The organism is Streptomyces sp. NPDC005070, assembly GCF_053600395.1.
The window spans coordinates 20,614-34,075 of sequence record NZ_JBSFZS010000050.1 but is presented as its reverse complement, the minus strand read 5'-3'; the positions used below and the strand labels follow the sequence as shown (position 1 = coordinate 34,075).

Annotated in this window: 13 protein-coding genes; 4 read left to right on the top strand and 9 right to left on the bottom strand. The window is 70.3% G+C overall.

The features are described 5' to 3' along the window. Positions 1–151: 151 nt before the first annotated feature. Positions 152–490: a hypothetical protein gene (locus ACWEBX_RS18895; protein ID WP_451885963.1), complete on the bottom strand. Its 339-nt coding sequence runs from the start codon at positions 488–490 to the stop codon at positions 152–154. A 269-nt stretch (positions 491–759) separates the two neighbouring features. Between ACWEBX_RS18895 and ACWEBX_RS18890 the strand changes: the two genes are divergently transcribed. Continuing rightward, a complete protein-coding gene (locus ACWEBX_RS18890) occupies positions 760–1,422 on the top strand; it encodes a hypothetical protein (RefSeq protein ID WP_451885962.1) in 663 nt (220 codons plus the stop codon). A 188-nt stretch (positions 1,423–1,610) separates the two neighbouring features. Here the strand turns inward: ACWEBX_RS18890 and ACWEBX_RS18885 are convergent, their stop codons facing one another. From ACWEBX_RS18885 to ACWEBX_RS18850, 8 genes are all read right to left on the bottom strand, one after another. After that, positions 1,611–1,925 carry a hypothetical protein gene (locus ACWEBX_RS18885; RefSeq protein WP_451885961.1) on the bottom strand — a complete coding sequence of 105 codons (315 nt, stop codon included), beginning with the start codon at positions 1,923–1,925 and terminating at the stop codon, positions 1,611–1,613. 260 nt (positions 1,926–2,185) lie between these two features. Beyond that, positions 2,186–2,431, bottom strand: coding sequence for a hypothetical protein (locus ACWEBX_RS18880; protein WP_384801454.1), 246 nt, complete (start codon positions 2,429–2,431; stop codon positions 2,186–2,188). A gap of 250 nt (positions 2,432–2,681) precedes the next feature. Then, positions 2,682–3,206, bottom strand: coding sequence for a YbaK/EbsC family protein (locus ACWEBX_RS18875; RefSeq protein ID WP_451885960.1), 525 nt, complete (start codon positions 3,204–3,206; stop codon positions 2,682–2,684). Between the two features lie 69 nt (positions 3,207–3,275). Then, positions 3,276–4,073: a DUF4253 domain-containing protein gene (locus ACWEBX_RS18870; protein WP_451885959.1), complete on the bottom strand. Its 798-nt coding sequence runs from the start codon at positions 4,071–4,073 to the stop codon at positions 3,276–3,278. Between the two features lie 239 nt (positions 4,074–4,312). Continuing rightward, positions 4,313–5,989: a penicillin-binding transpeptidase domain-containing protein gene (locus ACWEBX_RS18865; RefSeq protein WP_451885958.1), complete on the bottom strand. Its 1,677-nt coding sequence runs from the start codon at positions 5,987–5,989 to the stop codon at positions 4,313–4,315. A 114-nt stretch (positions 5,990–6,103) separates the two neighbouring features. After that, positions 6,104–7,735: a penicillin-binding transpeptidase domain-containing protein gene (locus tag ACWEBX_RS18860; protein WP_451885957.1), complete on the bottom strand. Its 1,632-nt coding sequence runs from the start codon at positions 7,733–7,735 to the stop codon at positions 6,104–6,106. A 258-nt stretch (positions 7,736–7,993) separates the two neighbouring features. After that, the gene (locus tag ACWEBX_RS18855) at positions 7,994–8,608 is read right to left on the bottom strand and encodes a hypothetical protein (RefSeq protein ID WP_451885956.1); all 615 of its coding nucleotides are present in this window, start codon (positions 8,606–8,608) and stop codon (positions 7,994–7,996) included. Positions 8,609–8,698: 90 nt separating this feature from the next. Beyond that, complete coding sequence (locus ACWEBX_RS18850) at positions 8,699–10,447, bottom strand: dolichyl-phosphate-mannose--protein mannosyltransferase (RefSeq protein ID WP_451885955.1); 1,749 nt, start codon at positions 10,445–10,447, stop codon at positions 8,699–8,701. Between the two features lie 96 nt (positions 10,448–10,543). On the opposite strand from ACWEBX_RS18850, the gene rsmI reads away from it, so the two are divergent. From rsmI to ACWEBX_RS18835, 3 genes are all read left to right on the top strand, one after another. Further along, positions 10,544–11,401, top strand: coding sequence for a 16S rRNA (cytidine(1402)-2'-O)-methyltransferase (gene rsmI / locus ACWEBX_RS18845; RefSeq protein WP_451885954.1), 858 nt, complete (start codon positions 10,544–10,546; stop codon positions 11,399–11,401). A gap of 231 nt (positions 11,402–11,632) precedes the next feature. Continuing rightward, entirely contained in the window at positions 11,633–12,109 is a 477-nt protein-coding gene (locus tag ACWEBX_RS18840; protein ID WP_451885953.1) for a hypothetical protein, read from the top strand. 145 nt (positions 12,110–12,254) lie between these two features. Then, positions 12,255–13,172 (top strand): TatD family hydrolase, encoded by a 918-nt coding sequence (locus tag ACWEBX_RS18835; protein WP_451885952.1) that lies wholly within the window; start codon positions 12,255–12,257, stop codon positions 13,170–13,172. The last annotated feature ends 290 nt before the right edge of the window (positions 13,173–13,462 follow it).

Genomic DNA, 13,462 nt, shown 5'->3' with positions numbered 1-13,462 from the left:
GCACCACGGCGGCCGAGCCGTCCGGCAACTCCAGGGGCAGGTCGGTGAGCAGGAGGACCGGACAGGTCACGTCGCAGCCGGCGTCGAAGACGGCCGGGAAACGAAATGCTGGTCCGGGAACCTTCCCCGGACCAGCATTTTCCGTGAGCGCTCAGCCGAAGTGCGGCTTCTTGAACCCCTCAGGCAGCTTGGCCGTGTTGGAGCAGTCCACGACCGGCCCCACTTTGGCAGGTTCGTTTTCCTGGAGTTGGTCCTGCTGCGTGAGCACGTGCGGCTGGTCCGGTGTCGAGCACTGCTGGTCCTGTTTGATGACGTGCGTGCCGTCCTTGTCGGTGTACGTCTCATTCTTCTGAATGCACACGACGTCCTTCTGCGTGGCGGGGCAGGCGCCTGAATTCACCTCGGCCTGTGCATGTGTAGCGCCGAGGCAGATAGCGGCGAGGCTTCCGGCGAATGCTGCGACGGCCGCAGACTTCTGCGAAAAGAGCATGTGTTGCATTCCTTTGTGGTGAAGAATCGGATAGTCCTTTATTGACCGGCATTGCCCGCGTCGAGAAAGTCGAGCAATTTAATATTCGTCCGCCGACAGGATGGTTGTAGCCCGGACGCGACTCGGCGTCCGGGCTACCTGCACCACGGGGTATCACTCAGCGCACCGCTCGGTCCGTATCCCCGACGCTGAGTGAGGCCGCGGCGGGCCTTGACCCGGAGCTCCGGCTCTCAGGCGTTGTCATCCTGCTCCTGGGGCTGAGCCTGCTCTTGCGGCTGGCCCTGCTCCTGGGGCTGAGCCTGCTCCTGCGGTTGACCCTGCTCCTGGGGCTGGCCCTGCTCCTGCGGCTGACCCTGCTCCTGGGGCTGGCCCTGGACCTGAGGCTGGCCCTGCTCCTGCGGCTGACCCTGCTCTTGCGGCTGACCCTGCTCCTGGGGCTGGCCCTGGACCTGAGGCTGGCCCTGCTCCTGCGGCTGACCCTGCTCTTGCGGCTGAGCCTGGACCTGGGGCTGGCCCTGCTCCTGGGGCTGAGCCTGGACCTGAGGCTGGCCCTGCTCCTGGGGCTGACCCTGGACCTGGGGCTGACCCTGCTCCTGCGGCTGAGCCTGCTCCTGGACCTGCGGCTGGACCTGCTCCTGGACCTGCGGCTGGACCTGCTCCTGGGGCTGAGCCTGGACCTGCGGCTGGACCTGGACCTGGGGCTGGACCTGCGCCTGCTTCTGCGCCTGCTCCTGCGGCTGACCCTGCTCCTGCGGCAGGAAGTAGTAGCCGCCCCCGATGGCCACGGCGCTGGCAGACGAGTTGGCGACGGCCGGGACCGGTACCGGCGCGGCGTCGTTACCGTCGGCGAAGCTCATGCCGGCGCCGAGGGCGGAGAGCCCCGCGACGGCCGCCGCTACGACCATGGCGCGCTGAAACTTACGCATAGATGACCCTTTCCTGATCCAGGCATACCGCCTGGAATGACCACTTAACGTAACGGTTGCACGCCATGTGTAATCAATCTAGGATTTACGCCCCATGTCGCGCCGGAGCCCCATACGGGGTATAGGGCAAATGGCGCTGGTGGGGCGGGGTTCAGCCGTCGTGCGCTTCGGGGGAGGAGGTCGGGCGGTTCGCGCTACCTGTCGATCTGCCGAGGCGCTCCGGACGTGTCGGGCGAACAGGTCACCTGAGGGCCGATCTGCGTCGTGCCGTTGCCCATGGCGGCGGGCAGCGTCACGGCCTGCAGCGGCATGCAGGTCTCCTGATGGGGAGGGGTGCCGCGCCCGGTGCTCGCGCCTTCGACGTGCTGCACACAGATGACGTCCCCCTGGGGGTTCCGAGTGCAAGCTGCCGGGTCTCCCGCGGCGTGCGCGTACGTGATGCCCGTGGACGCCACGGCGAGGCCGCCGATGAGCCCCGAGAGGGCCGCGATCTTTTTCCTGCTGAACATAGGGTGCGTGTCCTTAGTACGGACGCCGCGGGCGCCGCTCCCCCATGATCGGCCGCGCCGCAGGCGTGGTCTCCGAAGCTGAGCCTTTTCCAACTCTCCGCGTCGGCCGGACAGTTGGCCAGACGGCGGATGACGCCGCTGGTGATGGTGCACGTGCGGGGTATGACCGGGATCAAGGCGGTCGGCTGCCTTCATTCGATCCCTTCGGGTTGACCCGAAGGGATCCCGTGCCGACCGTCGCGATGTTGACGTCGCTGATCTCAGCGGGTGAAGGCGTGGTTGAACTGGCCGCAGGTGGTGTCCCGGGTCTGACCGAGGCCGAGCACTCCGATCGGGATGTTGTTCTCCAGCACCGTCTGCGGGCTGCACTCCTGGTACGGGCGGTAGAGGTCCAACACCCGCGGTCCGTTGTCGTGGGTGTCGGCGACAGCCGTTCCGGCGCCGACGGCGGTCAGGCCACCGGCCGCTACTGCTGCTGCGAACACGACCTGCTGAAACTTACGCATGGAACCCTCGGTTCTCCGTCGCTTACACGTGATGGCTAGTCGCCTAGCGTGACGGCATGAACACTAGCAGTAGCGTCGGGATGGTTCGGCGCGCGAAGGTCATCCGTGGCCGCGAGGGAGGGGGCCCGGCGTGGACATCAACTGGCCCTACGGAAAGACGCTTTGCTGTTCGGCATACGGTATGGGCGCACCGCGGACGAGGGCCCGGCTCCGCACGCCGTCGCATCAACCCAAGCCCTCGGAACGAGAGTTAGGGCTCGCGTACATCCACCAGCGTGCCGCCCGCGTGCGCGATCAGGGTCTCCGGTTCCATCGGGAAGACGGTGAACGGGGTGCCCGCCGAGGTCCACACCGTGTCGTGGCCGAGCAGCGAACGGTCCACCAGGACACGGATCTTCGTGCGGTGCCCGAAGGGCGGTACGGCGCCGGGCCCGTACCCGGTCGACTCCCGTACGAGGAGGGCCCCGGCCCGGGTGAGCTTCGCGGCGCCCAGCTCCCGCCGTACGAGCTCCATGCCGACGTGCGCCGAGCCGTCCAGCAGGACCAGCACCGGAGCCCCGTCCGCCGCGAAGAACAGCGACTTGCAGATCTGGCTCGGCTCGCAGCCGATCGCCGCGGCGGCCTCGGCGGTGGTGCGGGCCGTGTCCGGGAAGCGCCGGACCCGCCCGATCACCTCGTCGAGGCCCAGCTCGCGCAGAGCCTCGGCGAAACGGGGGTCGGTGTCGCTCACGACGGAGGGCTGACCCTCGCCGGCGTTCTCGTCTGGGACGTTCATGTACGGCACGCTAGCGGTCTGTGTACATCCCACGCGACCTGGCCCCGAGAGGCCGCCCGGCCTCTCGCCTCAGTCCCACCAGAACCTCCACAGCGGGGCGTCGACGAGGGACGCCGCGTACCGGGGGAAGGGCGTCGGAGGGTCGTTGACGATGTTGTCGGCCGTGGTCAGCAGGTGTTCGAGGGCGACATGCGTCGCCTGCCGCTCGTCGCGCGGGGGGCTCGCGACGGACACGTACAGCGTCGATCCGATCGCGGCGACGACGCGGGCCCCGAAACGGTCCTCCCAGCTCCGCAGCAGTGCGCAGAGCAGGCGGAGGGGCGCCTCCGCGCGCCAGCCGATGACGGCGGGGATGTCCGCGCTCCGCGTGGCCTTCACGAGGGCGAGCGAGACTCCCGGTTCGCCCTCGTGCCAGAGGTGGGCGGTGACCGCCGCCAGGGCGGCCTCGTCCGGGTCGGCGTCCGAAGTGGAGAGCGTGGCGGGGGCAAGTCCCGGCCACCGGTCGAACGGCGGGCCCGGGTCGTCCTCCCAGGGCTCGATGAACTCCGCGAGATCCTCGGGGATGTCCGGTGGAGCGGAGGGCTCGGCCTGCCAGGCGAGTTGGCGTCGGCGGTACTCGCGCCACGCCTGTTCCAACTCGGCTTCGAGGTCGACGGCGGCTGTCTCGGCGGGGTCGAGCGAGTCGGGGTGGTCGTCGTCCGCGTAGCAGAGGATCGGCCTGAGGCCGGTGGCGTCCTGCTGCCGCCGGGCGCGGTTCCATGCGTCCAGCAGCGGGGTGTACGGCATCTTGTCGGCGTACCACATGACCGGTGAGCAGGCGGGCACGCCGCGGCCGGACGGCAGGCCCTCGGGAAGCGGGAACGTCATGCGCGGAGCGTAGAAGGCCCCACTGACATCGCCACCCTCCCCGACTCCCGTGTGCTCCGGGGCAGTTGCACCCCTGGGGCGGCCCGGCGCGTGCCCCGGGTGGATTCGCGGGGCCGGAGTGGTTCCCGGGGCTCGGAGTGCTTCCCGGAGTCGGGAGTGGTTCCCGGGGCCGGAGCGCTTCCCGGAGCCGGGGGTGCTTCCCGAGCCGGGGGGTGCTTCCCGGCTCGGGAGAGCGGGTGTCAGCCGCCGCTGCCCGCCTTCAGGAGGGCCGCCACGATCGGGCCCGCCGTGCTGCCGCCGTGGCCGCCCTGCTGGACGACGCCGGCTCCCGCCAGGTCGCCCTTCCACGCGGTGAACCAGCCGTTGGGCTGCTTCTGGTTGTCGACCTCGGCGGAGCCGGTCTTGGCGCCGTAGTCGGGGCCGAGTCCGGCCATGGCCTCGGCGGCGGTGCCGGCGGCGGCCGTGTACTGCATGACCTCGCGGAGCTGGGCGAGCGTGGTCGCGGACATCGTCCGGGACGCCTTGGCCAGCGTGCGGTGGTCGACCGAGGGGGCGACCAGGTAGGGCTGGTGGAAGGTGCCCGACTGGACCGTGGAGGCGACCGACGCCATGTTCAGCGGGTTCATGCGGACCCCGCCCTGGCCCATCAGCTCGGCGGCCATCTGCGCGGCGCTCTGCACCGGCACCGAGCCGTCCGCCGAGGGCACCCCGATGGCCCAGTTGTTCAGGCCCAGGCCGAAGACCTGCTGGGCCTGCTTGGTGAGGTCGTCGTCCTTCAGCTTCTTGGCCTGGGTGATGAAGGCCGTGTTGCAGGACCGCGCGAAGCTCGCCTTGAACGTGCCGTTCTTGATCTCGAAATCGTCGTCGTTGTGGAACTTCCAGCCGCCGTACGTCGCCGTCTTGGGGCAGGGGTGCGGCTTGTCGGGGGAGGCGAGGCCCTTCTCGAACAGCATCGACGCCGTGATGACCTTCATCGTGGAGCCGGGCGCGAGGGAGCCCTGGAACGCGGTGTTGAAGCCGTGGCCGCTGTTCGCGACGGCGAGGATCTCGCCCGTCGAGGGGCGCATCAGGACCACCGACGCCTTCGGCTTGGCGGCCACCAGGCGTTCGGCCTCCGCCTGGAGGGTCGGGCTGAGCGTCGTCTGCACCTTGCCCGGCGTGCCCGCGCTCAGCGTCAGCAGGGTCTTGTCGGGGGTCTTCTGGGCGCCCTTGGCCGCGGCCTTGCGGACCACGCGCAGCTCGATGCCGGCCTTGCCGCCGGCCGTCTTGCCGTACTTCTCGCGCAGCCCGTCGAGGACCGTGCCCAGGGAGGGGTACTTGGCGGCGGTCAGCTCACCGCCGTGCCGGTCGATGGCGGTGACCGGCGGCGTCCCGGCATCGCCGGTCACCAGCCGGTCGCCGTCCTGGAGGTCCGGGTGGACCACGGACGGCTTCCAGCCGACCAGCGCCACGCCGTCCTTCGCCCGCCGGACGACCGTCAGCTTCGAGGTGTACGACAGCGGCTTGGTCTTGCCCTTGTAGGTGACGGTGGCCTTGACCGTGAAGGGGACGTCGGCGCCCGAGCGCTTGCCGCCGGTCAGGGTCACGCCGCTGATGTGGGCGTCCTTGCCGAAGCCGGTCAGCGTGGTGGTGGCGGCGGCCGAGTCGTCGGTCGCCGCGGCCGCCCGGGTGACATCGCCGCCCTGCCAGGCCTTCAGGAAGGTGGTGGACGCCATGCTGATCTCGGCGGCCGACAGCGGGCCCGTCTTGACGGCCTTGCGGGTGGTGGCCGTGATCCCTTCGTCGGCCGACGCCCCGCTGCCGTAGAGGCTGTAGGCACCCAGCGCCCCGCCGACGACGGCGACAGCGATCACCCCGCCGAGCACGGCGGGCTGCTTCGTCTTCGGTCTCTCGGCGACGCGCCTTCTCTTGCCCACTGCCCTGTGTCCTCCGCCGTCCCCTGGTGCCCCGTGGTGCCCGGTGATACCCCCGTGCCTCTCGCTCCTCAACGAGAGGCACCACCCTAGGGTCCCGTCCTGTGCGGGGCGACTTCAGCCGCCCGTTCGTAGCACAGCTGCGACGATCGGTCCGGCCGCCTGCCCGCCGTGACCGCCCTCCTGGGTCATGGCGGCGGCCGCGATGTCGTTGCGGTACCCGGTGAACCAGCTGTTGGACTTGGCCTGGCCGTCGACCTCGGCGGAGCCGGTCTTGGCTCCGATGCTGCCGCCGAGCGAGGCCATCACCGGGGCCGCGGTGCCGCTGACGGCCGTGCGGTTCATCATCCCGCGGAGCTGGGCGACCGTACCGGCGGACAGGCCCTTCGCGGTGGCCAGTTCACGGTCGTCGAGAGAGCGCGGCACGATGACGGGCTGCCGGAAGACGCCCGTCATCGCGGTGGCCGTCACCGACGCCATGTTCAGCGGGCTCATCTGGACCTGGCCCTGGCCGATCATGTTGGCCGCCGTGTCCGGGCCGCCGGATGCGGGCACCGAGCCGTCGAAGGACTCGATGCCGGTCTTCCAGTTGTTCTGTCCCAGTCCGAAGCGCTGCTGGGCCTCGTTGGTGAGGGAGTCGACCTTCACCTCGTCCGCGTACTTCACGAAGGCCGTGTTGCACGAGCGCGAGAAGCTGTCGGAGAGCGTGGCGTTCAACTGCGGCTGCATGCCCTTGAGGTTGTGGAAGGTCTGGCTCTGCCAGACCGCTTCGGGCGTGCAGGGTGCGGGGCCGTTCGCTGTCGTGATGCCGTTGTCGATGAGGGTCGCCGCGCTGATGATCTTCATCGTGGAACCGGGCGCGAGTTTGCCGAGGAAGGCCGCGTTGAAACCGTCCGCGCGGTGGTTGGCGACGGCCAGTACCTCGCCGGTGCTCGGCTTCACCGCCACCACGGAGGACTCGGCGTACTGCGTGACCGCCTTCTCGGCGGCGGCCTGCACGCTCGCGCTGAGTGTCGTACGGACCTTGCCCGCCCGTCCCTTGGCGAGGGTGACCAGGGTCGTGTCGCCGCCGGTGCCCTCGGCGCCGTGCCGGATCGACAGCTCGATGCCGGGCGTGCCGCCCGCCGTGTCGCCGTACTTCTCCCGGAGCGCGTCGAGGATCGGTCCCAGGGACGGGTACTTCTCCTTCGTCAGGACAACGTTGTTCCGGTCCACGGCCTCGATCGCCGGGCTCGCCGATTCGCCCGTGACCAGGGTGTCGCCGTCCTTCAGCTCCGGGTGGACGACGGAGGGCTTCCAGCCGACCAGGGCCTTCCCGGTGGTCTCGCCGCGTACGACGGTCAGTTCGGAGTCGTACGCGAACGGCTCGGTCTTCCCGTCGTACGACACCGTCGCCTTGACGGAGAACGGGACCCGCGCCCCGGACGCGGCACCCGGGGTGATCTTCACGTCGGTCAGATGCGCGTCGTCGCGGTAGCCGGCGAGCAGCCCCTCGGCGCTCGACGCGTAGTTCGTCAGCGCGGCGGCCTCGGCCGCGTCGCCCTTCTCCCAGGCCGCGAAGAACGCGCGGCTGGTCTCCTTGACCTCGGCGCCGCTCGGCGGCCCGGTCTTCACTGCCGCGGGCCCGCCGGCTCCCGTGCCGCCGTCTCCGCTGATCGCCGTCACCACGTTGTAGGCGCCGTATCCGGCGCCGCCCACCATCACCGCGAACACGCCGCCTATGACGGCAGCCCTGGCCCCCTTGCGCATCGTGCGACCCCTCCCCGTGACCCCTCCTCCGAACTTCTGAACGCGTTCAGAAAAGTCGGTTCACCCCGCACTCTAGGCGCGGGAGGGGCTGGTGGTGCAGACCTTCGCCGAATCGTTAGCCATAAAAACGGACGCATCCGTGAACGACGTTCGCGGATGCGTCTCGATACTCCTTTTCGGCCAGTCAGGCCGCCCCGGCCCCACGGATCCAGCCACATTCGTGACCGCCCCGACCGAACGGCCGGCCCCGGTGAAGCCTTACCGGCCGGACAGGTCGACCACCAGATCGCAGTGCGGATCGTCCGGGGCCGGCCGCTGGTACTGCTCTTCCCCGAGGAGGGAGCGCACGGAGGCGATCAGCGCGGTGTGCGGCGTCTCGGTCAGGCGGATGTCCGCGCCGATGATGCCGGGCCGGTCGGGACGCTGCACGTACAGACGCAACAGGTGCTCGCCGTGCATCAGGAAGCCGATCAGGAAGGGGTTCTCGTCGTCGCCGGGGTCGGACAGAGCGCGCACGACGGTGAGCGCCCGGCCCTGTTCGGGTTCCGGGTCCGGGGTGATCTCCTCGGGACGCAGGCGGATGAGCGTCATTCCCATGACCTCGTCGACATCGCTGCTGCTGTAGATCCGGGGTCCGGTCAGGACCGTACGCAGCAGGCCGGGGATCCAGTAAGGGGTCACCGTGTCGTGGGGGATCTCGTAGAGCAGGTTCATGACGTGCTCGCCCTCTCCGGCACGGATGGCGATCCGTACGGCGCCGGGCGCGGGCAGGACACCGAGCAGGCGGCAATGGTCTGCGATCGGGGCATTCAGGTGGTACAGAAGCCGGCGGGTGACGTCCGCCTGCTGCTCTCGGTCTTCCGGATCTCTCACGCATGCATCCCTGCGGGGCGCTCGTTGTTTCGCCGGTTGTGGCGACGGGGGCGCGGCAGACCGTCGCGCCCCCGCTTTGTGTCTGTCCGGCTAGACCCAGGTATCGAGCCACATCCGGGAGCGCCACTGTTCGATCGGGATCGCCGTGCCCGTGTACAGGGGCCAGAAGTAGATGAAGTTCCAGAGGATCAGGAGGACCAGGACGCCGGCTCCGGCCGCGCCGATCACCCGGCGGCGTTCTCCGGAGCCGGGTGGGCCGAGGATCGCGCCGATCATCATCGTCACGGCGAGGCACAGGAACGGGACGAAGACGACGGCGTAGAAGAAGAAGATCGTGCGCTCCTGGTACATGAACCAGGGGAGATAGCCGGCCGCGATGCCGCAGGCGATGGCGCCCGCCCGCCAGTCGCGGCGGAAGGCCCAGCGCCACAGCACGTACAGGACCGCGAAGCAGGCGGCCCACCACAGCAGGGGCGTGCCGAGCGCCAGCACCTCGCGGGCGCACTTGTCGCCCGCGTCCGCCGGGCAGCCGTCCTTGCCGGGCAGCGGGGACTCGTAGAAGTACGAGACCGGGCGGCCCGCGACGATCCAGCTCCACGGATTGGACTGGTAGGTGTGCGGCGACGACAGCCCGACGTGGAACTTGTAGACCTCGTGCTCGTAGTGCCACAGGCTGCGCACCCAGTCCGGCAGGAAGGTCCAGTTGCCGCCCTTGCCGTCGGTCAGGGCCCAGTTGCGGAAATAGCCGCCCTTGCCGTTGTCCGGCGACAGGATCCAGCCGGTCCAGGAGACCAGGTACACGGACAGGGCGACCGGGACCGTCGCCAGGAACGTGATGCCCGTGTCGCGCCACAGGGCCGACTTCAGGTAGGGCTGCCGGGCGCCCGCGACCCGGCGCGAGGCCGCGTCCCACAGGACCGCCATCACACAGAACGCGGCGAGGACGTACAGCCCGTTCCACTTGGTGCCGATGGCCAGGCCCAGCATCAGGCCCGCCGTCCAGCGCCAGGGCCGCCAGCCGAGACGGGTCGTCTCGGCGATGTGGGCGTCGGGACGGACCAGGCCGTCCTCGTCGGCCGGCAGCGCCGCCGCCAGTCTGGCCCGCGCCCTGTCCCGGTCCACGACCAGACAGCCGAAGGCCGCCAGCACGAAGAACATCAGCACACCGTCGAGCAGCGAGGTGCGGCTCATCACGAAGTGCAGACCGTCCACCGCCATCAGCAGACCCGCGAGGCAGCCGAGGAACGTCGAACGGAACAGCCGGCGCCCGATCCGGCACAGCAGCAGCACCGACAGCGTGCCGAGCAGCGCCGTCATGAAGCGCCAGCCGAAGGGGTTGAAGCCGAACATCCACTCGCCGAGCCCGATGACGTACTTGCCGATCGGCGGGTGCACGACATAGGCCGCGTCGGTCGGGACCTTCACATGCCCGTTGCTCCGAAGGATCAGATCATTGGCGTCCTTCGTCCAGTTGACCTCGTAGCCGCGGTGGAAGAGCGCCCAGGCGTCCTTCGCGTAGTACGTCTCGTCGAATATCACCGCCTTCGGGCTGCCCAGGTTCCAGAACCGCAGCAACCCGGCGAGCAGGGTCACCAGGAGCGGGCCCACCCAGCCCGACCAGCGGTTGAAACGGTCGGCGGCCCCCTGACGCAGCCCGAGCGCGGCCCAGATCCCCGGGCCTGGCTGGGCATACGGCGGTACGAGCCGGTCGCGCACATCACTTCGGGGCGGCGCCGTGTAGCCGAATCGGCGCAGCCGCTGCTGCCACGACGGCCGCCGAGCGTCGGCGGCCTGGCCCTGCCCCTGCCGGGTGTCCGTGGAGGACGCGGTACTGGTCACCGCGCCATCGTAGGGAACAGGTCTGTGGGAGTCCCGCGCATGGGCCCCTTCCGGTCGGATGAGCTTGCCGGGCCGCACCCCTGCGAGGATGGGACCGTGACAGGAATCCTTGTGTTGGCAGGCACTCCCATCGGCGACATCTCGGACGCGCCGCCACGGCTCGCCGCGGAACTGACCGGGGCCGATGTCGTCGCCGCCGAGGACACCCGCAGGCTGCGCCGGCTCACCCAGGCCCTCGGCGTCCAGCCGACGGGGCGGATCGTGTCGTACTTCGAGGGGAACGAGGCAGCACGGACCCCGGAACTCGTCGAGGCGCTCGTCGGCGGGGCGCGGGTCCTGCTCGTGACCGACGCCGGGATGCCGTCCGTGTCGGACCCCGGCTACCGGCTGGTCGCGGCCGCGGTCGAGAAGGACATCAAGGTCACCGCCGTCCCCGGCCCCTCCGCCGTGCTCACCGCGCTCGCGCTGTCCGGCCTGCCCGTCGACCGCTTCTGCTTCGAGGGCTTCCTGCCCAGGAAGGCCGGCGAGCGGCTGTCCCGGCTGCGGGAGGTCGCCGAGGAACGCCGCACGCTCGTCTACTTCGAGGCGCCCCACCGGCTCGACGACACCCTGGCCGCCATGGCGGAGGTCTTCGGCACCCAGCGGCGCGCCGCCGTCTGCCGCGAACTGACCAAGACGTACGAGGAGATCAAGCGCGGCCCGCTGGGCGAGCTGGCCGCCTGGGCCGCCGAGGGGGTCCGCGGCGAGATCACCGTCGTCGTCGAGGGCGCCCCCGAGAAGGGCGCCGAGGAGCTGGACGCCGCCGAGCTGGTGCGCAGGGTGCGGGTGCGCGAGGAGGCGGGGGAGCGGCGCAAGGAGGCCATCGCCGCCGTCGCCGCCGAAGCGGGCCTTCCCAAGCGGGACGTCTTCGATGCGGTCGTGGCGGCAAAGAACGCCGAACGAAGCGGCCCATAGAAGGGCAAAGGACTATCGTGAAAAGCAAAGATCAGGCCGTGTGACAGGAGCCTTCCGACAAGGAAAGGCCAAAACGACTCCAACACTCGGCAGGCCGGATGCGTTCGCGCCGGGAGAGGCGTCCACTGGACGAAGGGACGCACCCGTCCCTCGCCTCCGGCGAACCGGTGGAATTCCGGGGGAATTCCACCGACGGGGGTGCTTGTCCAGCGGACAAGAGGAGCGGCTGGCATGAGTGAGACCACAGGACGGACCGGGGGCAGCGCCGCCGGTCAGGTCACCGAACAGACCAGGCATCGCGGCACGGCGACAGGCGTCGTTCACGAATCGTATTCCTTCGCCTGCATGCGCTGCGGGCACGGCTGGGAGCAGTCGTACGAGATCGAGCACCACCGCGACACGGAAGGCTCCGAGTACGTCGTGTACGTGGCGGAGGGCGAGGTCGTGCCGTCGCCGCTCAGCCGGCCCAGCTGCCTGAACTGCGACAGCCACGTGGTGCGCATCATGCGCGCCGGTCAGGTGTCCTTCGCCCTCGACTCGATGCGCTCCGCGACCCACCGCGCGCCCAAGCCCGTGCCGCCGCGCCGGTCCGAGGACGGCGCGGAGGGGGAGACCCGGACCGGGATCTCCTCCGACACCCCGCAGGAGCCGCGCCACTGGCATCTGTCGGACCTGCTGCACCCGTTCCAGCACCGCCGGGCGGGCTGACCCCGGCGGCCGGACCCCGGGACGGTCTGCCTGTTCCCGGGCGTGAGCCGCAGGACGGTCTGCCCGCTCCCGGGTGGAGACCCAGGACGGTCTGCCCGCTCCCCGCGAGGTGAGGCCGGGCATGCCCCTTTCGTAGGATCGGGGCATGCCTTCCGCCTCCTCCGCCTCCGACAAGAACGCCGCACCGCCGCTCCCCGAGCCCCTGCGCGTTCCCGTGGCCGACTCGCACACCCACCTCGACATGCAGTCCGGCACGGTCGAGGACGCCCTGGCCAAGGCCGCCTCCGTCGGCGTGACGACGGTCGTCCAGGTCGGCTGCGACGTGAAGGGCTCCCGCTGGGCGGCCGAGACGGCGGCCACGCACGACGCCGTCCACGCCACCGTCGCCCTGCACCCGAACGAGGCACCGCGCATCGTGCTGGGTGACCCTGGGGGCACCTCCCAGCCCCCTGGGGCTGGGGGAGGTTGGTCGAGGCAGGGCGCGCGGGTGCCGGGTGGCGACGCGGCCCTGGACGAGGCACTCGCCGAGATCGACCGGCTCGCCGCGCTGCCGCACGTGAAGGGCGTCGGCGAGACGGGCCTCGACCACTTCCGCACCGGGCCCGAGGGCAAGGAGGCGCAGGAGCGCTCCTTCCGCGCCCACATCGAGATCGCCAAGCGGCACGGCAAGGCCCTGGTCATCCACGACCGCGACGCCCACGCCGACGTCCTGCGCGTCCTCGCGGAGGAGGGCGCCCCCGAGCGGACCGTCTTCCACTGCTACTCGGGCGACGCCGAGATGGCCGAGGTGTGCGCCCGCGCCGGCTACTTCATGTCCTTCGCCGGCAACATGACCTTCAAGAACGCCCAGCCGCTGCGCGACGCGCTGGCCGTGGCCCCGCTCGAACTCGTCCTCGTCGAGACCGACGCGCCCTTCCTGACCCCCGCGCCGTACCGCGGACGGCCCAACGCTCCGTATCTCATTCCGGTCACGGTGCGCGCCATGGCCGCGGTGCGGGGGATCGACGAGGACACGCTGGCGACCTCGATCTCCGCCAACACCGCGCGCGCGTTCGATTACTGATCCATAACGGTTTCCGGGGTTCTTCCCGGCCATGCGGGGGTCTTCGGCGAGGGAGTTTCGCGACACAGCGTAGCCGCGTTGCTTGGGAGAGTGACGATCGCTCCGCTAGGTTCTGGTCGCCCGATCCGGACTCTGGAGCGTGTCGTCGTGAGCAGCTCGCGGTACGAGCCGTACGAGACGTACGGACCGAACGGTGGCCCCGAGGTCACCACTGTCGTCACCGGCGCCGCCGCCGTGGCCGGTGCGCCCACCGTGGCGGCCCCCCTCGGCGTGGCCGGCCCACCCGGCTG

Bases quoted from the DNA above. Each gene is read 5' to 3' on its own strand.
- ACWEBX_RS18880 (WP_384801454.1), bottom strand. From the start codon at position 2,431: ATGCGTAAGTTTCAGCAGGTCGTGTTCGCAGCAGCAGTAGCGGCCGGT.
- ACWEBX_RS18885 (WP_451885961.1), bottom strand. From the start codon at position 1,925: ATGTTCAGCAGGAAAAAGATCGCGGCCCTCTCGGGGCTCATCGGCGGC.
- ACWEBX_RS18840 (WP_451885953.1), top strand. From the start codon at position 11,633: ATGAGTGAGACCACAGGACGGACCGGGGGCAGCGCCGCCGGTCAGGTC.
- ACWEBX_RS18875 (WP_451885960.1), bottom strand. From the start codon at position 3,206: ATGAACGTCCCAGACGAGAACGCCGGCGAGGGTCAGCCCTCCGTCGTG.
- ACWEBX_RS18895 (WP_451885963.1), bottom strand. From the start codon at position 490: ATGCTCTTTTCGCAGAAGTCTGCGGCCGTCGCAGCATTCGCCGGAAGC.
- ACWEBX_RS18860 (WP_451885957.1), bottom strand. From the start codon at position 7,735: ATGCGCAAGGGGGCCAGGGCTGCCGTCATAGGCGGCGTGTTCGCGGTG.
- ACWEBX_RS18870 (WP_451885959.1), bottom strand. From the start codon at position 4,073: ATGACGTTCCCGCTTCCCGAGGGCCTGCCGTCCGGCCGCGGCGTGCCC.
- ACWEBX_RS18835 (WP_451885952.1), top strand. From the start codon at position 12,255: ATGCCTTCCGCCTCCTCCGCCTCCGACAAGAACGCCGCACCGCCGCTC.